A 25,115-nucleotide genomic window follows, 5' to 3' on the forward strand; every position below is an offset into this window, starting at 1 on the left:
TCTTTTTTCAGCCGGTTTGGTTCATTGGCATCTCGCGGCCAGTTGCATGGAAAAATAGCTGTATGTGTGCCCAGCCGTGGGTGTATTTTTTAATACATTACTCCTTTATTTTGAAGACCTTTTTTGGGGAGAAAAATTGCCACGACAATGTGCATAACTGCCAAGCACACCCGGTTTCGGATTTTCCGTTTTGGGCATTGTTTTTTGCAAAATGCAAGCATTGAAGCAGTTGTGAAAATATTTTGTAATGCAAGCCCAGCAATAATTCCCCGATTTTTTTATTCCCCATTTTAGGCTTTGGAAAATGCGCCGCCGGGCCAAAAAAAGTTTGCCACAAAATGTGTATTTCCGGTGTATAAGTCATGTAAAGGGCCGCAGGCTTGTATTAGCCAAAATGTCCACAAATGTTATCCACCGATGTGTACATCTCTGGCGCCTTTTTTTCGCCAGTCAAAATAGATTTGTCCTCCCGCCTAACTTTTTGCTGCGGGAAAACAGGACGGATATGGATCTCTTCAACATAAACTCTTTTGATATGCCCAGCGCCCAACAACCAACAGCCAAAGGCCTTACGTTTACCCGTAAGTTCACCCGCGATGATGTTCCCGTGTTCGACCTGTTCGAATACGACTACCGCACTTCGGTGATCCGCAACCCCAGTGGGGAAGTGGTTTTTGAAATGACCAATGTGGAAGTGCCGAAAGGCTGGAGCCAGATTGCAACAGACATCCTGGCTCAGAAATATTTCCGCAAAGCCGGCGTGCCGCAGCCCGATGGCACTTCGGGTCGCGAAACATCGGTAAAGCAGGTAGCGCACCGCATGGCCAATTGCTGGAAGGTTTGGGGTGAGCGCTATGGCTATTTCAACACCGATAAAGACGCTACCGTTTTTTACGAAGAACTGGTGTACAGCATACTGGCGCAAATGTGTGTGCCCAACAGCCCGCAGTGGTTCAATACCGGCCTGCACGAAAGCTACGGCATCACCGGCAAGCCGCAGGGCCACTACTTTGTAGACCAGAAAGATGGCCAGTTGAAAAACTCTACTTCGGCGTATGAGCGTCCGCAGCCACATGCCTGTTTTATCCTCAATGTTGAAGACGACCTGGTTGGCGATGGCGGCATCATGGACCTGTGGGTTCGCGAAGCCCGCATTTTCAAATACGGCTCCGGCGTGGGTACCAACTACTCGAACATCCGCGGCGAAGGCGAAAAGCTTTCCGGCGGTGGTACATCTTCGGGCCTGATGTCGTTTTTGAAAATCGGCGACCGCGCTGCCGGTGCCATCAAAAGCGGTGGCACTACACGCCGGGCAGCCAAAATGGTGTGCCTCGACCTGGATCACCCCGAGATCGTGGAGTTTGTAAACTGGAAAGTTGAAGAAGAGAAAAAAGTAGCTGCGCTTATTGCTGCCGGTTACCCATCCGATTACGAAGGCGAAGCTTACCGCACCGTATCGGGCCAAAATTCGAACAACTCTGTACGCATCCCCAACTCATTTTTTGAAAAGCTGGAAAAGGGCGAAGACTGGGAACTGAAAGCCCGCACCGACGGCCGCACCATGAAGAAAGTGCCGGCCCGTGAACTGTGGAACCAGATCAACTACGCCGCATGGCGCTGCGCCGACCCTGGCACCCAATACGATACCACCATCAACGAGTGGCATACCTGCCCCGAAGGCGGTCCCATCAGGGCTTCCAACCCTTGCTCGGAGTACATGTTCCTCGACAACACCGCATGTAACCTGGCATCGGCCAACCTGATGAAATTTTTTGATGCCGACACTGCACAATTCGATGTGCATGGGTTTGCATACTGCTGCCGGTTGTGGACAACCGTTTTGGAAATCTCCGTACTGATGGCGCAGTTCCCTTCAAAAGAAGTGGCGCAATTAAGCTATGAATACCGCACACTGGGCTTGGGATATGCCAATCTGGGCACCATGCTGATGGTGAGCGGCATTCCTTACGATAGTGAAAAAGCCCGTGCTATCTCGGGTGCTATCACGGCCATCATGACCGGTACGGCATATAAAACTTCGGCGGAAATGGCTTCCTTCCTCGGCGCATTTCCCCGCTACGAAGAAAACAAGGAGCACATGCTCCGCGTAATGCGCAACCATCGCCTAGCGGCTTACGATGCCGACAGCTACGAAGGACTGAGCGTAAAACCGCAAGGCCTCAAAGCCGAACATTGCCCCAACTACCTGTTGGCTGCTGCCTGCAAGGCATGGGACGATGCAGTGGAACTGGGCGAGCAATACGGTTATCGCAATGCGCAGGCAACTGTGATTGCACCCACCGGCACCATCGGCCTGGTAATGGATTGCGACACTACCGGTGTAGAGCCTGATTTTGCCCTGGTTAAATTCAAAAAACTTTCCGGTGGCGGTTACTTCAAGATCATCAACCAGTCGGTGCCCGTGGCGCTGCGCAACCTGGGTTATGGTGCACGTGAGGTAGATGCGATTGTAAAATATGCTGTAGGTGCAGGCACATTTGCCGGAGCGCCCCACATCAACCACCAAACGCTGAGCGAAAAAGGCTTTATTGCTTCTGAAATTGAAAAGCTGGATAAAGCTGTTGGCTCGGCCTTCGAAATTGGATTTGTATTCAACGTATACAATCTGGGTGAAGAGTGCCTCCAGCGTCTGGGCTTCAAACCCGAAGATTATTACAACTTCGAGTGGAGCCTGCTGGAAGCGCTTGGATTTACCGACAGCCAGATTGATGCAGCCAACGATTACGTTTGCGGCACCATGACGGTGGAGGGTGCGCCTTTCCTGAAAGAAAGCCACCTGGCGGTATTTGATTGCGCCAATAAATGTGGTAAAAAAGGCGAACGCTATATCCATGCCCATGGCCACATCCGCATGATGGCTGCTGCGCAACCTTTTATTTCCGGTGCTATTTCCAAAACCATCAACCTGCCGCATGAAGCAGTGGTGGAAGAAATCGCCGATTCGTACATGCTGAGCTGGCAACTGGGCCTCAAGGCTTGTGCCCTCTACCGCGATGGTTCGAAAATGAGCCAGCCGCTGAGCAACAAAAGCGACAAGAAAAAGAAAGAAGAAGGCACCGAAGCAGCCGAAGAAACTGCGGTTGCAGAAAACGCTTTGCCTGCCGACAGCAACATCATCGATATGGGTCAACTGACCATCGAAGAGTTGTTGGATGAAGTGCAAAAGCGGGTGCAGGCTTCGCCGGATACACAGCTGAAGCGGCAGCTGGCACGCATTGTAGAACGCCGTGCACTGCCCGCCAAGCGCCGTGGTTTTACACAAAAAGCAAAGATCAACGGACAAGCCATGTTTGTACGCACCGGTGAGTATGCCGATGGCACACTGGGAGAGATCTTTATTGATATGGCCAAAGAAGGTGCTACCATGCGCAGCATGCTCAACTGTTTTGCCATTTCGGTTTCGCTTGGCTTGCAGTACGGTGTGCCGCTGGAAGAATATGTAGAAAAATTTGTGTTTACCAAGTTTGACCCAGCTGGTTTTGTTGAACACCCGAACATTAAGTCGGCCACTTCGATCGTGGACTTTATCTTCCGCTTGCTGGGTTACGAATACCTGAGCCGCACCGACCTGGTGCATGTGCTGGACAAGCCCGAGGTAATGAACACCGGAAACGATGCCTGGGACGAGCCGGTAAAAACACCGGAACTGTCGCAAGTACGTGTAGTAGCACCAGCCGCAGCACCTGCTGCAAAGCCCATAGCGCAAAAGGTAGCTGCCAAAGCCGAAGTGAAAATGGATGCGGTAAACGCAGCAGCTAAAAGCATGCAAAGCGATGCACCGGCCTGTAACACCTGTGGTCACATTACGGTACGTAGCGGCACCTGCTACAAGTGCTTGAACTGCGGTAACAGCATGGGATGCAGCTAAGTACATAATGAAACAACTTTTAGAAAGGCATTATTAATCGACAGGCTATAATTACTGGGTTATGATAAGCAAATGCCCTGCAGCGATGCAGGGCATTTTTGTTGGGTGAAATATCATCGGCTTCGTAGAAAAAATCAGGATCGGGCCGTCATTGCGAGGCGCCGCAGGGGTTGTGTGTAATGGAGTATTAAGTGCGCCGAAGCAATCTCCTGCATGGTGTTGGAAACCAAAAATCGAAATTTTTTCAGGAACGTGTTATAAAAGGAGGAGATTGCTTCGGCGCACAAGATGCGTGTGGTAAGATCGCTGCTCCTGCGCCTCGCAATGACGGTAAGGCGCTTCATTTACCCGAGCAAGCAAAGTTTCGGGAAGGCCATTGCGAAAGATTTTTCTACAAACAAAAATGCGCACCTGCATTAAGCAAGTGCGCATTTCAATGAATAAAATGGAGCTTATTTATTATCGCCGCCAAAAATGCTGCTCACAGCACCTTGCAGCATTGGGTATTTTTCTACCACAAAATCCTTCAGCGTGTGCAGTACCTGCTGTGCCTGCTCATCCGAAAGGTTAGCGCTTGTTTTCAGGCGCTCAACTAATTCGTTTACCTGTCCTTGCGCATTGTCCTTGTTCATGCCGCCAAACATATTTCCAAACATGGTTTCGTATTTAAATGATGAATTGTGAATGATGATTTATTAGTTATGCATTATGAATTGTGATCAAGGATGTAAACACAATTGTGAACTCCTAATAATTTATAATCAATAATCCATAATTGCGTCCGCGTTTACGCTACTTTCAAGAGGCTCAATTTGCTTTTATCAAACTTGCGGCGGGCATAGTCCATATCTAGGTTAAAAAACTTTTCTTTGGAAGAAGGGAGCTCAAACATCGCATCGGTAAGAATGCCCTCGCAAATGCTGCGCAGGCCACGGGCACCCAGCTTGTATTCCATTGCTTTTTCCACAATAAAATCCAGCACATCATCTTCAATGTGCAGTTGGATACCTTCCAGCTCAAACAGGCGGTGGTATTGTTTTGATAAAGCATTTTTAGGCTCCGTCAAAATGGCACGCAGCGTAGGCACATCCAGCGGATCGAGGTGGGTAACCACGGGCAGGCGTCCCAACAATTCGGGGATGAGGCCAAAGCCTTTCAGGTCCTGCGCATTTACATAACGCAGCAGGTTTTTCTTCATGCTTTCCTGCAGGCCTTTATCCACATTGAACCCGATGGTATTGGTTTGCACCCGGCGGGCAATAATGCGGTCAATGCCATCGAATGCGCCGCCGCAAATAAAAAGGATGTTTTGCGTGTTTATTTTAATCAGCTTTTGCTCGGGGTGCTTGCGGCCACCCTGTGGGGGCACCAGCACGTCGGTACCTTCCAGCAACTTCAGCATGCCCTGTTGCACACCTTCACCGCTTACGTCACGGGTGATGGACGGATTGTCGCCTTTGCGGGCAATTTTATCAATTTCATCGATGTACACAATGCCCCGCTCTGCAGCGGTTACATCGTAATTGCATACCTGCAGCAGGCGGGTTAAAATGCTTTCCACATCTTCGCCCACATAGCCGGCTTCGGTAAACACCGTGGCGTCTACAATGGCAAAAGGCACATTGAGCAACTTGGCGATGGTTTTGGCCAACAGGGTTTTACCGGTGCCGGTTTCGCCCACCATGATGATGTTGCTTTTTTCAATCTCGATCTCGGAGTTGGCGTGTTCGCCGGATTTGTACTGCAGGCGTTTGTAGTGGTTGTACACCGCCACTGCCATTACCCGCTTGGCCTCGTCCTGGCCAATCACATATTCGTCGAGAAACTTTTTGATCTCCACCGGTTTTTTTACCGTGAGCTTGAAGGAAGAGGCGGCTTTTTCATCACGCACCATCAGTTCCTGCTCAATAATTTCCCGGGCATGATCCACGCAGTTTTCGCAGATATGCCCTTCCTGGCCGGCAATCAGGATCTTTACTTCGTCGCGGCTGCGGCCACAAAAGGAACAGTGTAACAGGTTTTTTGCCATTGCTATGCAGTTGATGCGTATTATTTAGAGGCTGCTTCACGGGGTTAACGCTGCATCCACGAACAAAAGTAAAAAAATCCGTTGGGCAGAAAGGGTTAAAATAAGTCAGCAAAGTCGGAAAAGACGGTGAAGACAGGAAAGACGGCAGTCCGAAGTCCGATGTCGGAAGAATAAATGCCGTTTTAATTAAAGCGAAAGTCCTGCCGGTAAGGAAAATATCTTCTATACCTGCAGGACTTTTATCATTATAAAAAGTCTTTTCCGACTTTACCGTCTTCGGACTTCCAACTTCCTACACCAACTTCGTTACAATTTCATCCACGATGCCGTACTCAATCGAAGCCTTGGCGTCCATCCAATAATCGCGGTTAAAATCTTTCATTACTTTTTCAAAGGTCTGGCCGCAGTTCTCTGCCAGAAGGCGGGCACCCATTTCCTTGGTGCGCTTGATTTGCTCGGCATGGATCTCCATGTCGGCACTAACGCCCTGGATATGGCCACCCAACGATGGCTGGTGAATCATTACCTCGCCATGCGGGTAAATAAACCGCCGGCCTTTGGTGCCGCCACTCAAAAGGATGGAACCCATGGAGGCCGCAAGGCCCATACAAATGGTGCTCACCGGCGATTTGATCATTTGCATGGTGTCGTAAATCACCATGCCCGAAGTAACAGCGCCACCGGGGCTGCTGATGTAAAACTTGATCTCCTCACCGGGGTTGTCGGCTTCGAGCAGCAGCAATTTGGTTACCACATCTTTTGCCGAACGGTCGTCTACCACGCCCCACAGGTGAATAGAGCGGGTTTTAAAAAAATATTTTTCCAGCCTTTTATACAGCATTTCCGTATCGGTCTTAGCCCGCAGTTCCTTGTCCTGCTCGGGTTCTTCTTCCGGTTCGTCTTCGCTGAAAATGCCTTTATTCAGATATAATTTATTCAGGTTCATTTGGGGTTAAGTTTTGTCGTGAAACGTGAATCATCAATTGTGAATGGTCAATGGTGATAGGTGAATAATTGACCATTCACCACTCACCATTCTCGCAACTATTTTTTCTCTTTCCTTGGGTTAACCAACAGCACTTCATCTATCAGGCCGTATTCTTTTGCCTGGGTTGATGTCATCCAATAATCGCGGTTCAGATCTTCTTCAATTTTCTCCACCTTTTCGCCCGAGTGGTGGCTGTAAATTTCATACAACTCCCGCTTCAGTTTTTTGATTTCGCCTACAGTGATCTCGATATCCGAAGCCTGTCCGCCAATGGCGCCACTAGGCTGGTGCATCATTACCCGGGCATGCTTGAGTGCTGCCCGTTTGCCTGCAGTGCCAGCGCACAGCAACAGCGAACCCATGGAAGCCGCCATGCCAATGCAAATGGTGCTTACATCGGGCGACACAAACTGCATGGTATCGTAAATGCCCAGGCCTGCATACACCGATCCGCCGGGGGAGTTGATGTACATATTGATGTCGCGGGTGCGGTCGGTAGAGTCGAGGAAGAGCAACTGCGCAGTGATGATGTTGGCCACTTCATCGTTGATGGGATAACCCAGGAAAATGATGCGGTCCATCATCAGGCGGCTGTACACGTCCATTACAGCCACGTTCATGGGGCGCTCTTCAATGATATTTGGGGTGAGGGCCGTTACCAGGTATTTATTGTAGCTGTTGAGCGTATTGCTGGACAAGCCACGGTCTTTAACGGCGTATTTTTCAAATTCAGAGGAAAAACTCATATCGTCTTGATTATAGGTAAGGCAATTTAATGGTTTAGCCTGTATCAAATAGCATGCTCGGGTGCAAATTGCGCCAAAAGGGCAGATGTGGGAAAAGGGTGGGGAGCCAATGGCGGCAAATAGTTGCGGCTAGCGGACAAATCAGGACAAAGGCGAGGCTTAGCACCATCGGTTGGTCGTGTTCTCAATGGGTGCCTTTGCCGTTTGTAAAAAAATAGAAACGCGCCGCAGGCAAAACCAAATGTTGAAGCCATAAAACAGCAGCCCGAAATCTTACCGCAGCCTATTGAAACGGTGGCGTTTTCGATGGCTTGTAAATAGGCTTCCGCCTATAAAAGGCGCCCGAGTTACCAGGGTAAACTTTTCTATTTTGATGCAATTCGTTTGTAACCCTTCACCCAAATCGCCGTTATGAAAAAGCTCCTGTTGCTCCTGCTGATGTATACGCAAACTACAAGTGCACAACAACTGGCCCTGCTCGACCGCAACCTGCGGGATCCTTTTTTGCTCCGCGACACCTTTACCCTGCAGGATGTAGCCACCGGATTTTTCCCGCTTTACATCGAAGACATTCCCGCGGTGATTAAGCAATTGGAAGATTTTGCCCAACAACTGGCTGCGCCTGATGTAGTGCTGGAGCCAACCGGAAATTTTTCCGCGCCACATGTGCACTTGTTTTTGCAGCGGCGAAACAACATGTATAGTTGTGTGTTGCAAAGCACCAACAAACAATTTTCCGTTCCGTGGATCATCGGGCAGGGCGGCCGTAAAGGCACCCTTCGGGAAATTTCCCGCTTCCTCGAATACCTGCGCCAAAACAGCGCTGTTGCCCTTGCAGCACAGGAGTGAAGACATGTTTGTTTAGACGGCTAGGTGTTGTCACCGGTTTTATCAACACACTAGGATACAGCTTAGGCAATTGTTGCAGTCTTTATGCACTTGCACAATGAAGCGATAAAAAGCCATTGGGCTAAAACCCGTATTCATGAAGAATGATTCCGTACAATTTGCGGCAGCGGGCCGTTGGCTGTTCCCATCATTTACCTTTGCTGCCAAATATTGGGTATGCAGAAAAAGGAGCCTTATGGCAAAAAAGTGCTGCAGATACTGGCTCGCTTTGGATTGGATACATTCATCCTCTCGCTGATTGGGATGGTGATCCTTGCAAAACTTTACCCGCAGGGCGGCACCGGCAACGGCCCTTGGTCGCTGTCTTCGCTATCGGGTTATGGCGTGTCGCTTATTTTCTTTTTCTATGGGTTAAAGCTAAACCTTGCCGGGCTCAAAGCCGGCCTGCGCAACTGGCAGCTGCACCTGCTGGTGCACGGAAGTACCTTTATCTTATTCCCATTGCTGGTGCTGCTGTGTAAAGGTTTATTTCCGCAGGATGCATACCCGTTGTGGCTCGGCACTTTTTTCTTGGCCAGTTTGCCCTCCACCGTATCGTCTTCGGTAGTGATGGTTTCCATTGCCGAAGGCAATATACCGGCCGCTATTTTCAATGCCAGCATTTCCAGCATACTGGGTGTTTTTATTACGCCGCTCTTAATGGGTTTGGTAAATGTGGAAGCTGCCGGCAGCGCCAATGCTTCGGACGTTTTTTTGAAACTCATACTACAGGTGCTGTTGCCGATTGTGCTGGGTATTTTACTCAATAAAAAATGGGGGCATTGGGCGGCGCGGCACAAAAAGGGATTGAAGTATTTCGACCAGGCCGTGATCCTTTCCATTGTGTACACTGCCTTTTGCGAATCGTTTGAGCAACGCCTGTTCAGCAATATTGGCGCAATGGAATTAGTGCTGCTCAGCATTGGGATGCTTGCCCTGTTCTTTGTTGCGTACACCATCATCCAACTGGTGTGCAAAGTACTTTCATTTAACCGCGAGGATACCATCACGGCAACTTTTTGCGGTTCCAAAAAATCATTGGTGCACGGCTCAGTGATGTTGAAAGTGTTGTTTGCCAACAGCACCATTGCAGGCGTGTTGCTCCTGCCGTTGATGTTGTATCATGCGCTGCAACTGGTGGTGGTAAGCATGCTGGCGCAGCGTTTGGCAAAAAATAAGCAGCGTGCTGAAATGGTACCCGATCCCGGTGGCGCGGTTACGATTTGATCCCTTTCAAATGATTACATAGGAAATACTTATCTGCTTTGAGTCTGTCATGCCGAACACGTTTCGGCATCCCCTTGTGCTTTAGTAAACTCCGCGAGATGTAGGAGATGCCGAAACGAGTTCGGCATGACAACACTGCGTGTGGGCGACTCTTTCTAATAAACAATTCAAACGGAAGTAGCTATCTATTTTAACCTGCTCGTGCAAAGTGTAGCAATGATTTAATCCTTCACTGCTGCACGTTGTAACACTATTTCCCACCGCTCGCAGCACGCTGAATCCGCTCCTTCCAATCCGGGTCCGGTGCCTGGTGGTGCATGTAAAATTCCTCGTAGTAAGCCTTGATGATGGCTGCCATCGGCGTAGCCAGCAAAATGCCGATAAACCCAAACGCCGCACCAAATGCCATCACCAAAAACAAGATGGAAACAGGATGTATGTTCATGGCATTGGAGCGGATCTGCGGCATCACCACATCGGCCATGATTTCATCCATCGCAATAAAAAATAACCCTACCCACAATGCTGTGGTGTTGCTGCTGGAAAGCGCCACCAGCGTAGGCGGCACTGCAGAAATATAAAATCCCAGTCGTGGAATCAGTTCGGAAAAAAGGGCCAGCGCACCCCACACCCATGCACCGGGCACACCCAGTAGGGACAGCACAATGACGGTGGCAATGCCGGAAATGACACCGCCAATCAGGTTCGACTTCAACCAACCGGTAAGCATCACGCTGGCATTGGCGTAGGCCGTTGCTGCGCGGTCGCGTTTGTGCGGTGGAAACAGCGAAAAATATATTTCAAGCAGCGGCTTTGGATTGACCACGGAATACGCCACCAGGCTAAAGAAAATGATCAGGAGCAAAAGGGACTGAAGCACCGTAAGCGAAAAACTGGTAAGCCGGTTGATGGCCTCCGATATGGACGGCAGCCAGTTAGCCGGATCGAGGCTGTTGTTTCCCGGTTTGCCATCCAGGTCGGGGAAGGCCTCCTGCAGCTTCGACATTTTATCTTGCAGCACCGCAGCATAGCCGGGCAGGTTGGCAATCAGTGTTCGCAGTTGCTCCAATACTTTGGGCACCACCAGCCACCCAATCAGCGCCAGTGCAATGGCAATGGCGCCAAAAACAATCAGCGCGGCCCACCCGCGTTTGATGCCTTTTGTTTCGAGGCGGGCAACCGGCGTGTTGATGACTATGGCCAGCACCAATGCAAACAACAACACCAGCACCATATGATAGGTAAGCGACAGCAGCCACAACAAGATGATGACCGCTGCCGCGGCAAATACAATCCGCAACAATGTTTTATACAAACTGGCCGGAGCCTGGGGCTGGTTCATAAAATGCAACAGGGAGAAAAGATCTGTTGCAGTACATCAGAAAAAATAAGGCCATGCAGCAATTGGCTATTGCGGCATAAATAATAAGTGCAAACCAGTGCAGTGAATTGTTACCAATTCGTTGCGTTTAGTTAAATGGGCTATTAGCAATTGAGTAGACTAAATTTTACAGCAAATAGTTAGTTACACAACGCTATTAAATGAAGGATATAAGAACAAGGTATTGCAATCGGCATAAAAGGTAAAAGCGGCCCGTTACGTTTCGTATGTTTTTCCAAATAAGGGTGCAGCAATTTTTGACTGATACATTTTGCAAAAATTGAACTTGCTGCCGGCACATCCAGCCCCAGCTACAGCGATTTTTATCCCAAAAAAATAGTCAAACGACCGCTCAAAAAATCGCCTCAAATCCTACCGGTAAATTTTCATTTTACCGCACAAACAACGGCAAAGTAATTGTAGCATCTTTCATCAAAATGTGGATGTTTTCTTTTCTCCCAAACACTTCAAAACACAAGTCCGCTTTAAATTGGGTGTTGAAACAGTAAAATTCGCCGTGTTTGCTAAGTTTCATACATTCATAGCCTTAAACCCTTAATCGCATTCGTTGGAAACACAACAGCTGATCAACACCAATTCCGTGCTGCAGGGTGGCGGGGAAATGGGTGCCATCATACGCAATTTTAACTGGGCGCAAACTGCATTGGGCGAGCCTGCGCAGTGGCCTAAATCACTGCATATTTCGCTAGCCAATATGCTCAATTCCGGCTTTCCCATGTTCCTGTTTTGGGGCAGCGAGCTTACCTGTTTTTACAACGATGCGTTTCGGCCCAGTTTGGGCATCAACGGCAAGCACCCGGCCATCGGGAAAAAGGGTGTTGAAGTATGGAGCGAAATATGGCACCTGATCGGGCCGCTCATCGATGGCGTGCTGCAAACAGGAAAACCGGTGTGGTCGGAAAACCAGCTGGTGCCTTTTTACCGCAACGGCCGCATCGAAGACATTTACTGGACCTTTAGCTACAGCCTGCTTACCGACGATGATGGCCTGCCGGCCGGCGTGTTGGTAACCTGTATGGAAACCACCGATGCCGTGCTGAGCCGCAAAAAGCTGGAGCAAAGCCAGGACCGGTTGCATTTTGCACTGCATGCCGGCCATATGGGCAGCTGGCAACTCGACCTGAAAACTTTTGAGCTAAAAGCTTCAAGCATTTGCAAACAAATTTTTGGCCGCCAGCCCGACGAGTTATTTACGTATGAAATATTGCGCAGCGCCGTTCACCCCGACGACCAACAGCGGCAGGAAGCAGCAGTAATGCACAGCGTGAGCACCGGCGCCGATTACGATATAGAATACCGGGTGATCTGGCCAGATGGTTCGCTGCATTGGGTAAACATAAGGGGCCAGCTGCGGTACGACGACCATTATCAGCCTACGGTGATGGTGGGCGTGTCGCTTGATATCACCGACCGCAAAGTTGCAGAGGCAGCATTGCAACAAAGTGAGGAACGTTTCCGCAACATCATTGAGCAGGCACCCGTGGCCATAGCGCTTACGCGTGGCGACGACCTGGTTTTTGAAAGCATCAATGCGCCCATGCTGCGGCTGATTGGTAAAAGCACAGAGCAGGATGTGCTTGGAAAACCCCTTGCCGAAGTGTTGCCCGAAGTGGTGAGCCAGCCTATATTTCAACGAATCAATGAAGTGTTGCGCACCGGCAAAAATTATCATGGAACAGAAGTGGAAGCCTTGTTGCAAACAGATGGTGTGCTGCAACGTAGGTATTTTAATATCAACTATAGCCGCGTAGTCAACGCTCTTGGCGGTGCTTCTCTTTTGCACATGGCAATGGATGTAACAGAGCAGGTGCTGACGAGGAGAAGCAAAGACGAAAGCGAAGCCAAACTCCGCACCATGCTGAACTCCGCACCAACCGCCATCGGTGTGTTTGTAGGTCCGGACCTGATTGTAGAAAATCCCAACCAGGTGTTGCTGGATGTGCTGGGTGTGGACGCTGACCTGGAGGGCAAATCGTTTCGTAAAATTCTATCCGGCCTGGTGGAAGATGGCGAAAAATTCATCAACCTGATTGATAGCGTACGGGCATCAGGTAAGCCGTTTGAAGCGCCGGAGGTAAAAGTGTATTTCAAGCGCCACGGGCAATCGCGGTATTTCAATATCAACTTTATCCCGCTGTTCAACGATAATAACGAAGTGTATGCTGTGCTGGATATTTGTGTCGACGTTACAGCGCAGGTGGTGAACAGAATGAAAGTAGAAGAAAGCGAAGGCCGTTTCCGCCTGTTGGCCGATGCTTCGCCCAATTTTATCTGGATGTTGAAACCGGATGGTTCCTATGGGTATGTAAACAAAACCACGCTGGAGTATTTGGGTGTAACGCAGGAGGAGATGGCGGAAAGTGGTTGGGGACCGTACCTGCACCCCGATGATTTTCCAGCAGTGCAAACCGCAGTGAGCGATGCAGTGGCAAACCACAAACCCTACCAGTTTGAGCATCGCCTGCGCCGCCACGATGGCGAGTACCGCTGGGTGCTGTCGCAAGCCATACCGGCATACGATGCCAATGGCGCTGTGTTTGCCTACGTGGGATCGAGCATTGATATCAACGAAGCCAAAAAGGCGCGGGAAGAATTGCAAACCGCACTGGAACAGATCCGCCTGGCGCAGGACGCTGCGGAGCTGGGCACTTTTGATATTGATGTGAAGGCGGGCACGGCACATTGGGACAAACGCTGCCGCGATTTGTTTGGCATCAGGCATCAAAACCCGGTTACCTACGAAAAAGATTTTGTGCAAGGCCTGCATCCCGATGACCGCGAACGGATCATTAAGGTGGTGGAGCGTGCATATAACAGAGTCGAAAGCGACGGCGATTTTGATGTGGTGTACCGCACCATCGGCGCCGATGATGGCGTGGAGCGTTGGATCAAAGCAAAAGGCAAAGTGTATTTTAATGCCGAACAAAACCCGGTGCGCTTTATTGGATCGATGTTGGATGTAACCGACCAGATGACGGCGATGCAGCGCATCGAACACACGGTGGAAGAGCGGACCCAGGAGTTGGCCAGGGCCAACGAAAGCCTGCAATCCATCAACAAAGAACTGCAACGCTCCAATGCCAACCTCGAAGAATTTGCTTACGCTGCTTCGCATGATTTAAAAGAACCGATCCGGAAAATACATGTGTTTACCAACCAGTTGAAAGACCAGTTGAGCAAGCATTTAAACGACAACGAAGTGCGGTTGTTTAGCCGCATTGAAAATGCCACGCAACGCATGGGCAACCTGGTGGATGACCTCCTCTTGTACTCACATGTAAGCCAGCGGCCGCACGAAACAGAGCAGGTAAACCTGAGTGAAAAAGTGCAGCGGGTGTTGGAAGACCTGGAAGTGGATATTGAAGAAAAAAAAGCGGTGGTACAGGTAGGCGAGCTGCCCGTGGTGCAAGGCTACCGAAGGCAGATACAACAATTGCTGCAAAACCTGTTGAGCAATGCGCTTAAATACAGCAAGACCGATGAAGCGCCGAAAATCAACATTGCCGCACGACAGGAAGAAAGAGGCGGGAAGCTGTATCATGTGATTTCGGTTACCGACAATGGCATTGGCTTTGAGCAACAATACCGCGAAAAGATTTTCCAGATGTTTGCGCGGCTGCACGGAAAAGCAGAATACAGCGGAACCGGCGTAGGCCTATCCATCGTTAAAAAAGTGGTGGAAAACCACGACGGTTTTATTGAGGTGGACAGTGAATTGGGTGTGGGATCAACATTTGAAATTTATTTGCCGGCATAGATTTGAAGATGCCATTTAGTAGTAAACGAGCATCGCTACCACTAATTGATCAGAAGCCATTTTTAGTTCAATAACTAGCTCTTAATTGATCGGGATCGGCGCAAATATTAAGAACGCACTATATTTGCAGCCTCCATTTACTTAAATAAGAGCAGTATGTAGAATAATATTTCTTTCAAACGGACATAACTGACAACCGCAACGCGGTATGTTGATTTGGTTCATTTCAAACGAAAGAAATAATGCTGCGTTTAGAAAACATCACACATATACATTCCGACAGGGAGCTGTTGTTCAGCAACATCAATCTCACAGTAGCCAACCACGAGAAGGTTGCACTAATCGGTAACAACGGTGCGGGTAAATCTACACTGCTACATATTATTGCAGGTGCAGTGCAGCCGCATGCAGGCCATGTAATTACAGAACTAAAACCTTATTTGGTTCCACAGCATTTTGGACAATATAATGATCTCTCCATTGCGCAGGCGCTGGGCATCAGCGAAAAGCTTGCTGCTTTGCAGGCAATTTTAGCAGGCGATACAAAAGGCGAACATTTCGATGCGCTACAGGATGATTGGACGATAGAAACGCGATGTTTTGAAGCGCTTCAATATTGGCAATTGGATGGCTTAGACCTGCACCAGCCGCTTGCTACTTTAAGTGGTGGGCAAAAGACAAAAGTCTTCCTGGCAGGCATTGCTATCCATCAGGCGCAGTTGGTTTTACTAGACGAGCCAAGCAACCATTTGGATGCCGAAAGCAGGCAACTTTTGTATCGTTTTATCGAGTTGGCTAAATGCACAACGATAGTCGTGAGCCACGACAAAAAATTGCTCAACCTGTTTCCTACAGTTTGCGAGTTAAACCAAAACGGTATCAAAATATATGGGGGCAATTTTGATTTTTATACCGAACAAAAAGCGCTGGAAGCTAATGCGCTGAGCCAGGAAATTGAGAGCAAAGAAAAAGCTTTGCATAAGGCAAAAGAAAAGCAGCAGGAAACCCTGGAGCGCCAACAAAAACTCAATAGCCGGGGCAAAGGCAAACAGGAAAAGTCGGGTGTTGCACGCATTATGATGAACACCTTGCGCAACAATGCAGAAAACAGTACCTCGAAATTAAAATCGGTTCATGCGGAGAAGATTGACGGTATAGCGCAGGAACTGCAACAGCTGCGTGCAACGGTGCCGGATATTGACGGGATGAAATTGGGATTCGATCACTCGGGTTTGCACAAGGGAAAGGTTTTGTTTGCAGGCACAAACATCAATTTTGCCTACGGCCAAATGGATCTGTGGCAAAGCAACCTGAACATACAATTATTGAGCGGCGAACGGGTGGCACTTAAAGGAAGTAATGGATCCGGAAAAACAACGTTGATCAAATTGATTTTGGGCGAACTGAAACCACAGAAAGGATCGGTGCACCGGGCGGAAAGCAGGTCGATTTATATCGATCAGGACTATTCTTTGCTGGACAACAGCATCAACGTTTACGAGCAGGCGCAGCGCTTCAATACTGCAGCATTGCAGGAGCATGAAGTAAAGATCCGGCTGAACCGCTTTTTGTTTGGCAAAGAAGATTGGGAAAAGCCTTGTAATGCATTGAGTGGTGGCGAAAGAATGCGGCTAATGCTTTGTTGCCTTACGCTTGGCAGTTATCCACCCGACCTGATTATTTTAGACGAACCCACAAATAATTTAGACCTGGCCAACTTAGGAATTCTGACTGCTGCCATCAATCAATACCGGGGCACGCTGCTTGTGGTTTCACACGATGAGAGTTTCCTGGAGCAGTTGGGTATTGAGCGAACAATCATGTTGTAACAGGCAATGATATTAACCAACAAAATCAATAAAAAGCCATGACTAATGCTAACTCAAGTGCAGGAGTTCCCACGCCGTTTCAGCAAACTTATTTTCACGGCACAAAAGCCGATCTGCGCATTGGCGACCTGGTCGAGGTTGGCTTTAGCTCCAATTTTGGGCAACGGGCAAAAGCAAAATATATTTTTTTAACAGCAACATTGGATGCGGCAATATGGGGTGCTGAGTTGGCTGAAGGCACCGGCAGGGAACGCATTTATTTAGTGGAGCCTACCGGCCCCATTGAAGATGATCCTGATTTAACAGACCGGAAGTTTCCGGGTAATCCAACTAACTCATATCGCTCTGCGCAGCCATTTCGCGTGGTAGGAGAGGTGGCGGCGTGGCAGGGCCACAATGCCGAACAGGTGCAGGCAATGAAAGATGGCTTGGCTAAACTAAAGGCAGCAGGCGTGCAGTCGTTGAATGATTAGGAAAAACGAACTCTGTTTTCAACAATGAAATACTGCATTGGAATTCCAACAATTACAAAACGAGCAATAACAAAAGAGCACCAGGAAACTGGTGCTCTTTTGTTATCATCAACTCAAAATATCAGAGCTTATGAATGATGCACGTGGTTGTGCTCTTCATTCATTTTAATGAATTCGTCTTTTGAAATCACCTGCTCCTGGGCGTTTACTTTTGTTTCGGCCCACTCAAACAGTTTTTGTGTTTGCAGGCGGTTGTAGGCATCCTCAACATACTTGCGGTCCTTCATCATGCGGTCGATGTAGTCGCGCATCCACTCTTGCTCTTCGTCGCCGGCACCCATGCCGCCCATGTAGCCAAGCAGTTGATCTTTGGCAAACTGGCGCAGGTCGCTTTGTTCTACCTTGATCTCATTGTCGGCAATTAGCTTCTCAGTGATTACGCTCCACTTCAGTTGGTTCAAAAACCCGGGGAACTCAGCTTCAACCTGTTCGTCGGTTTTAGCAGTATTGTTTTCGCCCTGTGTTTTCAGCCAGCGCTTCAGGAACTCGGCGGGGAAATCAACTTGAGTGTTATCGAGCAACTGGTGGTACAGTGTATGGTGCAGTTGGTTGCTGGTTTCAGCATTCCATTGCTTTTGCAATTCTTCGCGCAGTTTGTTGCGGAAGTCTTCTTCGGTTTTTACTTCAGCGTTGGGGAACAGCTGCGCAAAAAACTCTTCGTTCAGTTCGCGGGGTTCTACCAGTCCTACTTTAGTAATGTCGAGGCGGAAGTGGCGGCCAGTGGCGCTGTCCAGTTCCAGGTCGGTGAGCACAGCGGCTTTGCGGTCCTGTCCGTCAAACGCTTCATCCAGAGCAACCTGGATGGTGTCGCCTACTTTTTTGCCCATAAGAGAAGGGCGAATGCTTTCAGCAAAATATTTTACCAGCAGCGAATTGTCTTTGCGGATACCGCCTTCTACTTCGTTGCCATCGGCATCGGTTTCAACAAAAGTTACGTTCAGCACGTTCTCGTCGCTGTTCACAGCTTCGGGTTCGCTCATGTTGCCAAAGCGGTTGCGCAGGCGCTCAATTTCCTCGTTCAGCATTTCGTCGGAAATATCCACTTTGTAGCGGGTAATGTTCAACGAGCCGAGGTCAGGCGTTTGAAACTCGGGTTTCATGCCCACTTCAAAGGTAAACGAGTAGTCGGCCGGCTTTGCTATGTCCAGTTGGCCCAGGTTCAGGTCAACGGGCAGGGGCTGGGCAAAAATGTCCAGGTTCTCGTTTTGCAGGTAGCCAAATACTTCTTTGTCTACGATGCGCAGCACTTCGTCAACAAACAAGGATTTGCCATACATTTTGCGGATCAGCCCGGAAGGCACCATGCCTTTGCGGAAGCCGGGTATATTGGCTTTTTTGCTGTAATCTTTCAGCGCTTTTTCAAAAGCAGGCAGGTAGTCCTCTTTTGCAATGGTAATATTCAGGTGCTTATGCAGGGGGGCGACCTCCTGCTGGGTAATTGTTGCCATGTGTAAATAGGTTGTGTATGAATGTCGAACAAGGAACGAGGGGAGAATGTCGAACAGAAGAACAAGGAATGCTGAATGATGAAGTGGGGTGGAAGTTTTCCACTTATTAATGATACAGCAATTTGTAATCATTAATAACATCTTGCTTCCTACTTCGGAATTCTTCTGTTCCTTGTTCGTCTGTTCGTCTGTTTTCTACCTTGTTCCTTGTTCTTTATTCGTTCCGTTCAGTCTGTGCGGGTGGAGGGACTCGAACCCCCATGCCTCGCGGCGCCAGATCCTAAGTCTGGTACGTCTACCAATTTCGCCACACCCGCTTTTTTTTGTTCCGAGAAGTGAGTTGTGAGTTCCGAGTAAATTACTCGCAGCTCGCAGCTAAAGGCTCAAAGCTCGCAACAGGGCGGCAAAAGTAAGTCTTTTTGCTAAAGTTGAACAGCCTTTTTGCAGGTAAAAAAAATTACCCCTGCTTTGGTGTAAATTCGTGGTTCATGGAAACCGTAGCGCAGAAACCGAAGTACAACCTCAATGAAGAACAGGAGAAAAAGCTCATTCTCCGGGAATACCGTGCCCTGCTCCGTTGCCTCAAAACCCGCCTCAAGCCCGGCGACCGGCGCCTGCTGCGGCATGCCTTTGAAATGGCCGCCGATGCACACAAAAGCATGCGCCGAAAAAGCGGTGAGCCTTATATTTTGCACCCGCTGGCCGTGGCCCGCATTTGTGTGGAAGAAATAGGTTTGGGTGTACGCTCCACCATTTGTTCGCTGCTGCACGACACTGTCGAAGACACCGATATTTCGCTGGACGATATCCAACGGGAGTTTGGCTCCGAGATCGCTAAGATCGTGGACGGCCTTACCAAAATTTCCAACGTAATCGATGTCAATGCATCGCAGCAAGCGGAAAATTTTAAGAAAATACTGCTGACGCTTACCGACGACCCGCGGGTTATTTTAATAAAACTGTCGGACCGCCTACATAACATGCGTACCCTCGACAGCATGAAGCAGGAAAAGCAACTCAAGATTGCTTCGGAAACGGTGTACGTGTATGCGCCGCTGGCGCACCGCATGGGCCTGTACAACATGAAAACGGAAATGGAAGACCTTTCCATGAAGTACCTCGAGCCCGACACCTATCGCGAAATTGCCCGCAAGCTTTCAGAAACCCGCCGCGAACGTTCCCGGTTCATCAACGAATTCATCAAGCCGCTGAAAGATAAACTGGACACCACCGGACTTGATTTTGAAATATACGGCCGCCCCAAAAGCATCCATTCCATTTGGAATAAAATGAAGAAAAAGGGCGTGGCCTTTGAAGAGGTGTACGACCTGTTTGCCATCCGGGTGATCCTGAACGCGCCGCCCGAGCGGGAAAAAGAGGACTGCTGGAAAGTGTACTCGATGGTGACGGATGAATACAACCCATCGCCCGAGCGGCTGCGCGACTGGCTGAGCAACCCGAAAAGCAACGGCTACGAAGCGCTGCACACCACCGTGATGGGCCCTAACGGTAAATGGGTGGAAGTGCAGATCCGTACCCGTCGCATGAACGAGATTGCCGAAAAAGGCCTGGCCGCCCACTGGAAATATAAAGAAGGCAACAACGAGGAAAACCGTTTTGATAAATGGTTCAACCAGATCCGCGAGGTAATCACCACGCAGGATATTGACTCGGTGGATTTCCTGTCCGATTTCAAGCGTTCGTTCCTGGCCGAAGAAATTTACGTGTACACGCCCAAGGGCGATGTAAAAATGCTGCCGGTTGGCGCATCGGCGCTGGACTTTGCCTTTTCGGTGCACAGCCAGGTGGGTAGTAAATGTATTGGCGCCAAGGTAAACCACAAACTGGTGCCCATTTCGCACAAGTTGCGCAGCGGCGACCAAGTGGAGATTATTACTTCGGGTAAACAAAAACCCACCGAGGACTGGCTCAACTTTGTGGTGACGGCTAAGGCCCGCACCAAGATCAAAGATGCGCTGAAAGAGCAGAAAAAGACCATTGCCGAAGAAGGTAAATACACGCTGCAACGCAAGCTGGAAGCCATTGGCGCCGCACTGAACCCACACAATGTGGAGGAACTAATGAACCACTACAAGCTGGGATCGGCGCTGGACCTGTATTATGGCATTGCGGTCAAAAGCATTGACCTCAAAGACCTGAAAGAATTCAAGGTTATTGGCGACCGCCTGGAAATACCGAAGCCCGAAAAGGTGCACCTGGAGCCGAAGCCAGCCCACGATCCCGCCAAGATTCCGCACAAAGACACGGAGCTGATCATCTTTGGTGAAAGCAGCGACAAGATCATGTACAACCTGGCCAATTGCTGCAAGCCCATTCCGGGCGACGATGTATTTGGCTTTGTTACAACCGGAAAAGGACTTACCATTCACCGCACCACTTGTCCCAACGCCGCCAAGCTGATGGCCAACTACGGCCACCGCATTGTAAAAACCAAGTGGGCCAAAAACAAGGAAATTTCTTTCCTCACCGGCCTCCGCATCATTGGTATGGACGATGTGGGCATCATCAATAAAATCACCAACATTATTTCCGGCGATATGCGCCTCAATATTTCAGCCCTCACCATCGAGTCGACCGAAGGCGTGTTTGAAGGTTCCATCAAGCTGTTTGTGCACGACAAAGAGGAACTAGAAGAATTGGTAGGCCGCCTCCTGAGCCTCAACGGCATCCATACTGTGGAACGCTTTGAAACCGACACGGCAGCGTAGGAATGTCGAACAGAGGAACAAGGAACAGGCGAATGTCGAAGTAGGAGCAAAATATCGGACAAGGAACAAGGAATGCCGAATGATGAATGATGCAATATCATTTATGAATTTGGCGGAGCGAAATAGTAAATAACGAACAATAAATAATTGCCGATGATTGGGCGTAGCCCAATCCTGTTGGTAGTAAATTTTTATAGCGAAAACAACCTTGTTCGTTGATCGTAGATCAACCCTATGAACTGGATTGTTGAAGTCAATATTGCAAAACGCATTGCATCAAAACCATTACCCCTACAATATTTGCTGCCCACTTTTAATGGCTGCAGTTAAATTATTTATCTAAAAAATCGTACTTCATTTATTCGTCTTCAACCCCTTTCCCACACATTCATCCCCGACTAATAATCAATAATTCATCATTAATAATTTCTATTTCCCCCCTTCTTCCAACTTCGTCATTCGACATTCCTTGTTCGTCTGTTCGATATTCCTTCCCTTTTCTCCTACTTTTGCCACTTAATAATCATTATCTATTATGGTTGACGTTATTCTGGGCCTTCAGTGGGGCGATGAAGGCAAGGGCAAGATCGTAGATTACTTTGCAAAAGATTACGACCTTATTGCCCGTTTTCAGGGCGGCCCCAATGCCGGCCACACCCTGTATGTAAACGATCAAAAGATTGTACTGCACCAGATTCCATCGGGTGTATTTCATCAAAATACCGTGAACCTAATTGGCAATGGCGTGGTGCTTGATCCGGTTACACTGCGCCGCGAGGCCGACTCGGTGGCTAAGTTTGGAGTGGACCTGAAAAAGAACCTGTTTATTTCCGAACGTACCAACGTTATTCTGCCTACGCACCGTGCATTGGACAAAGCAGCCGAAATAGCCAAGGGCAACGATAAGATCGGTTCTACGCTTAAAGGCATCGGGCCTGCGTATATGGACAAAACCGGTCGCAACGCCATCCGTGTGGGCGACCTGTTGCACAAAAGCTTTACCACCAACTACATCAAGCTGCGCCTGAAACACCAGCGCCTGCTGGATAATTATAACTTCCAGGAAGACATCACTGCCTGGGAAGAAGACTTTTTTGAAGCCATCGAATTTTTGCGCAGCCTCAACATCGTCAACGGCGAATACTTTATCAACGACCGCATCAGCAAGGGCCAAAAAGTGCTGGCCGAAGGCGCACAGGGCTCGATGCTCGATATCGATTTTGGTACCTTCCCATTTGTTACATCAAGCAACACCATTTCTGCCGGCGTATGCAATGGCCTAGGCGTTGCGCCGCAAAAAATCCGCGAGGTGATTGGCGTTTCCAAAGCTTATTGCACCCGCGTGGGCAGCGGTCCGTTCCCCACCGAACTGGAAGATGCAACCGGCGAAGAGCTGCGCAAAATAGGCAACGAATTTGGCGCCACCACCGGCCGTCCACGCCGCTGTGGTTGGATGGACCTGGTAGCCCTGCGTTTTGCCAACATGATCAACGGCGTTACGCAAATGGTGATCACCAAAGCCGATGTACTCGATAAGTTTGAAGACCTGCAGGTGTGCACCAAATACAAGATCAATGGCGAGGAAACCGACCAGGTACCTTTCCAAATGACCTGGAATAAAATTGAGCCCGTTTACCAGCAGTTTAAAGGCTGGAAAATGGATTCATCTGTTTTGAAATCGGAGGCCGAACTACCCGAGGCAATGACCTCTTACATGCAGTTCCTGAACGCCCATTCGGGTGCCCCGGTACGCTATATTTCCAATGGTCCCGGCCGCGACCAGATCGTGAAGATCGACGGATAATTTTGTTGAACCATACAGGCACAAAGGCTAGAAGATGCACCAGGAGATTCTCTTGGTGCATCTTTTTTTCTTCGCGTCTTAGTGGTTGAAAAAATGCTCTGTAAAAAATTTGGCGGAATGAAAATTGGGCCCAAATTTTACACCCGATAACGCTTATAAGATTATGGTTGCACACACACTTGAGTTCGGATTGGAAGAGGCCCTGGAGCCCCAGATATTTACAGCAATGGCCAAAGGCCGTTCGGCCAAAAAAGCCGAGGACGAAGCAGCAGACGATGATGACGATGTAGCCGACGAAGACGAAAAGGACGATTGGGAAAAAGGCGAAGAAGAAGAAGAAGCCTGGGATCCCGACTTCGAGGAGTTTGACCTGCCCAAATCAAAGAAAGGCGGTGGTAAAAAAGACGCGGACGACGATGAGGATTTCAAGATCGAAGACGACCCCGAATTCAAAGACCTGTTTGGCGGCGGCGGACGCGGTGGCAACAGCTTTGATGATGAGGACGACGATTTTTAAATGAAGCACGATACAGCACCGCTGGCAACTGCAGTCTTTACTTTTTCAGATCTGCAATTGCTCCAGCAGAAAATGTTGAACTGGGCCTCCCGGTTCAACATTTTTCTTTTTCTGGATGGGCAGCAATACAATTTTGCGCCGCGTCATTACGAGTGCCTGCTTGCAGTGGGCCAACGGGCAAGCGTAACCGAAAGTCTGCAGGATTTGGATGATTTTACCAGTGGTGGCCGCTGGTGTTTTGGTCACCTCAGCTACGATCTGAAAAACAGCCTGCACGCAATCCACACCATAAAAAGCGACCCCGTGGGTTTTTCTCCATTTTATTTTTTTGAGCCGGAAACAGTCATCACTATTAACGGTAATGAAGCCGTCATTACCGCAACAAACCCAAACGCGGTTTGGCAAAAAATATTAGCCGAATCAATCACTGAAAAAGGCCCGCAGCAGCCGGTGCAACTGCAGCCTCGGCTAACCAAAGAGGAGTACCTCGATGCCATCCGCAAATTGCAACAACACATTGTGCGGGGCGATTGTTACGAGATCAATTTTTGCCAAGAGTTTGTTGCACAAAAGGCTGCTATCAACCCGGTGCACCTGTTTCAGAAGCTGGCTACGGCCAGCCCGGCGCCGTTCGCCGCTTTGTACAAACTGCACCAACATTATCTTATTTCCGCCAGCCCCGAACGTTTTTTAACTCGGCAAAACGGACGGCTCATTGCGCAGCCTATGAAAGGCACGGCCCGCCGCAATACCACCAATGCTGTAGCCGACGAACAGCTGAAAGAGGATTTATACACCAGCCCGAAAGAACGTTCGGAGAACGTGATGATTGTAGACTTGGTGCGCAACGATTTGTCGCAGGTGTGCCAGCAGGCTTCGGTGGGCGTGGATGAACTATTTGGCATTTACAGTTTCCCACAAGTGCACCAGATGGTGTCCACGGTGAGCGGCCTGCAGCGGCCCGGCGTTTTATTTACCGAGATTTTAAAAGCGAATTTCCCCATGGGCTCCATGACCGGTGCGCCCAAGCTGCGGGTGATGCAACTGATCGATCAATACGAGGCAACAGCCCGTGGGCTTTTTTCAGGCTCTGTGGGATACATACGGCCCAATGGCGATTTTGATTTTAACGTGATCATCCGCAGCGTGCTGTACAATGCCGCAACCGGTTATGTTTCCTGCCCGGTGGGCTCGGGTATTACTTTTTACAGCGATGCAGCAAAGGAGTGGGAAGAATGCCTGTTGAAGGTGGCTACCATCCGGAAGGTTTTGGGTGGAATGACCAATGGCTGATTTCTGATCTTTGGATGTTGGATGTCTATGTTTTGA

General features: G+C 49.2%; 17 protein-coding genes and 1 tRNA gene. 10 read left to right on the top strand and 8 right to left on the bottom strand.

Annotation, left to right across the window (positions count from 1 at the left end):
* Positions 1-97: 97 nt before the first annotated feature.
* Entirely contained in the window at positions 98-364 is a 267-nt protein-coding gene (locus EPD17_RS19930; protein ID WP_165929550.1) for a hypothetical protein, read from the bottom strand.
* Positions 365-505: 141 nt separating this feature from the next.
* Here EPD17_RS19930 and EPD17_RS06840 point away from each other — a divergent pair, with 141 nt between their 5' ends.
* Positions 506-3,889, top strand: a complete 3,384-nt coding sequence (locus EPD17_RS06840) for a vitamin B12-dependent ribonucleotide reductase (protein WP_240040765.1) — start codon at positions 506-508, stop codon at positions 3,887-3,889.
* 452 nt (positions 3,890-4,341) lie between these two features.
* Here the strand turns inward: EPD17_RS06840 and EPD17_RS06845 are convergent, their stop codons facing one another.
* The 4 genes from EPD17_RS06845 to EPD17_RS06860 all read right to left on the bottom strand — a co-directional run bounded on the left by EPD17_RS06845 (position 4,342) and on the right by EPD17_RS06860 (position 7,652).
* Positions 4,342-4,545, bottom strand: a complete 204-nt coding sequence (locus tag EPD17_RS06845; RefSeq protein WP_240040766.1) for a hypothetical protein — start codon at positions 4,543-4,545, stop codon at positions 4,342-4,344.
* A 131-nt stretch (positions 4,546-4,676) separates the two neighbouring features.
* The gene (gene clpX / locus EPD17_RS06850; RefSeq protein WP_114235843.1) at positions 4,677-5,918 is read right to left on the bottom strand and encodes an ATP-dependent Clp protease ATP-binding subunit ClpX; all 1,242 of its coding nucleotides are present in this window, start codon (positions 5,916-5,918) and stop codon (positions 4,677-4,679) included.
* A gap of 292 nt (positions 5,919-6,210) precedes the next feature.
* Positions 6,211-6,864, bottom strand: a complete 654-nt coding sequence (locus tag EPD17_RS06855) for a ClpP family protease (protein ID WP_132052882.1) — start codon at positions 6,862-6,864, stop codon at positions 6,211-6,213.
* Between the two features lie 98 nt (positions 6,865-6,962).
* Entirely contained in the window at positions 6,963-7,652 is a 690-nt protein-coding gene (locus tag EPD17_RS06860) for a ClpP family protease (RefSeq protein WP_114235845.1), read from the bottom strand.
* A gap of 411 nt (positions 7,653-8,063) precedes the next feature.
* Between EPD17_RS06860 and EPD17_RS06865 the strand changes: the two genes are divergently transcribed.
* Positions 8,064-8,501, top strand: coding sequence for a hypothetical protein (locus EPD17_RS06865; RefSeq protein ID WP_132052884.1), 438 nt, complete (start codon positions 8,064-8,066; stop codon positions 8,499-8,501).
* A 216-nt stretch (positions 8,502-8,717) separates the two neighbouring features.
* Positions 8,718-9,767 (top strand): bile acid:sodium symporter family protein, encoded by a 1,050-nt coding sequence (locus EPD17_RS06870; protein ID WP_132052886.1) that lies wholly within the window; start codon positions 8,718-8,720, stop codon positions 9,765-9,767.
* A gap of 250 nt (positions 9,768-10,017) precedes the next feature.
* On the opposite strand, the gene EPD17_RS06875 is transcribed toward EPD17_RS06870, so the two are convergent.
* A complete protein-coding gene (locus tag EPD17_RS06875; protein ID WP_132052888.1) occupies positions 10,018-11,109 on the bottom strand; it encodes an AI-2E family transporter in 1,092 nt (363 codons plus the stop codon).
* A 607-nt stretch (positions 11,110-11,716) separates the two neighbouring features.
* On the opposite strand from EPD17_RS06875, the gene EPD17_RS06880 reads away from it, so the two are divergent.
* The 3 genes from EPD17_RS06880 to arr all read left to right on the top strand — a co-directional run bounded on the left by EPD17_RS06880 (position 11,717) and on the right by arr (position 17,228).
* Positions 11,717-14,926, top strand: coding sequence for a PAS domain-containing protein (locus EPD17_RS06880; RefSeq protein ID WP_132052890.1), 3,210 nt, complete (start codon positions 11,717-11,719; stop codon positions 14,924-14,926).
* Between the two features lie 242 nt (positions 14,927-15,168).
* Positions 15,169-16,755 (top strand): ABC-F family ATP-binding cassette domain-containing protein, encoded by a 1,587-nt coding sequence (locus EPD17_RS06885; protein WP_132052892.1) that lies wholly within the window; start codon positions 15,169-15,171, stop codon positions 16,753-16,755.
* 38 nt (positions 16,756-16,793) lie between these two features.
* Positions 16,794-17,228, top strand: a complete 435-nt coding sequence (arr, locus tag EPD17_RS06890; RefSeq protein ID WP_132052894.1) for an NAD(+)--rifampin ADP-ribosyltransferase — start codon at positions 16,794-16,796, stop codon at positions 17,226-17,228.
* 128 nt (positions 17,229-17,356) lie between these two features.
* Here arr and tig read toward each other — a convergent pair whose 3' ends face one another.
* On the bottom strand, positions 17,357-18,736 hold the full coding sequence (tig, locus tag EPD17_RS06895) for a trigger factor (RefSeq protein WP_132052896.1): 1,380 nt from the start codon (positions 18,734-18,736) through the stop codon (positions 17,357-17,359).
* Positions 18,737-18,971: 235 nt separating this feature from the next.
* A tRNA-Leu gene (locus tag EPD17_RS06900) sits at positions 18,972-19,053 on the bottom strand.
* A gap of 171 nt (positions 19,054-19,224) precedes the next feature.
* Between EPD17_RS06900 and EPD17_RS06905 the strand changes: the two genes are divergently transcribed.
* From EPD17_RS06905 to EPD17_RS06920, 4 genes are all read left to right on the top strand, one after another.
* A complete protein-coding gene (locus EPD17_RS06905) occupies positions 19,225-21,465 on the top strand; it encodes a RelA/SpoT family protein (protein WP_114235954.1) in 2,241 nt (746 codons plus the stop codon).
* Between the two features lie 535 nt (positions 21,466-22,000).
* Positions 22,001-23,269 (top strand): adenylosuccinate synthase, encoded by a 1,269-nt coding sequence (locus EPD17_RS06910; RefSeq protein ID WP_114235853.1) that lies wholly within the window; start codon positions 22,001-22,003, stop codon positions 23,267-23,269.
* 163 nt (positions 23,270-23,432) lie between these two features.
* Positions 23,433-23,786: a hypothetical protein gene (locus EPD17_RS06915; protein WP_132052898.1), complete on the top strand. Its 354-nt coding sequence runs from the start codon at positions 23,433-23,435 to the stop codon at positions 23,784-23,786.
* Entirely contained in the window at positions 23,787-25,079 is a 1,293-nt protein-coding gene (locus tag EPD17_RS06920) for an anthranilate synthase component I family protein (protein ID WP_132052900.1), read from the top strand.
* Positions 25,080-25,115: the final 36 nt, after the last annotated feature.

The organism is Pseudocnuella soli (assembly GCF_004347775.1).
Classification (GTDB): Bacteria; Bacteroidota; Bacteroidia; order Chitinophagales; family Chitinophagaceae; genus Flavisolibacter; species Flavisolibacter aquaticus.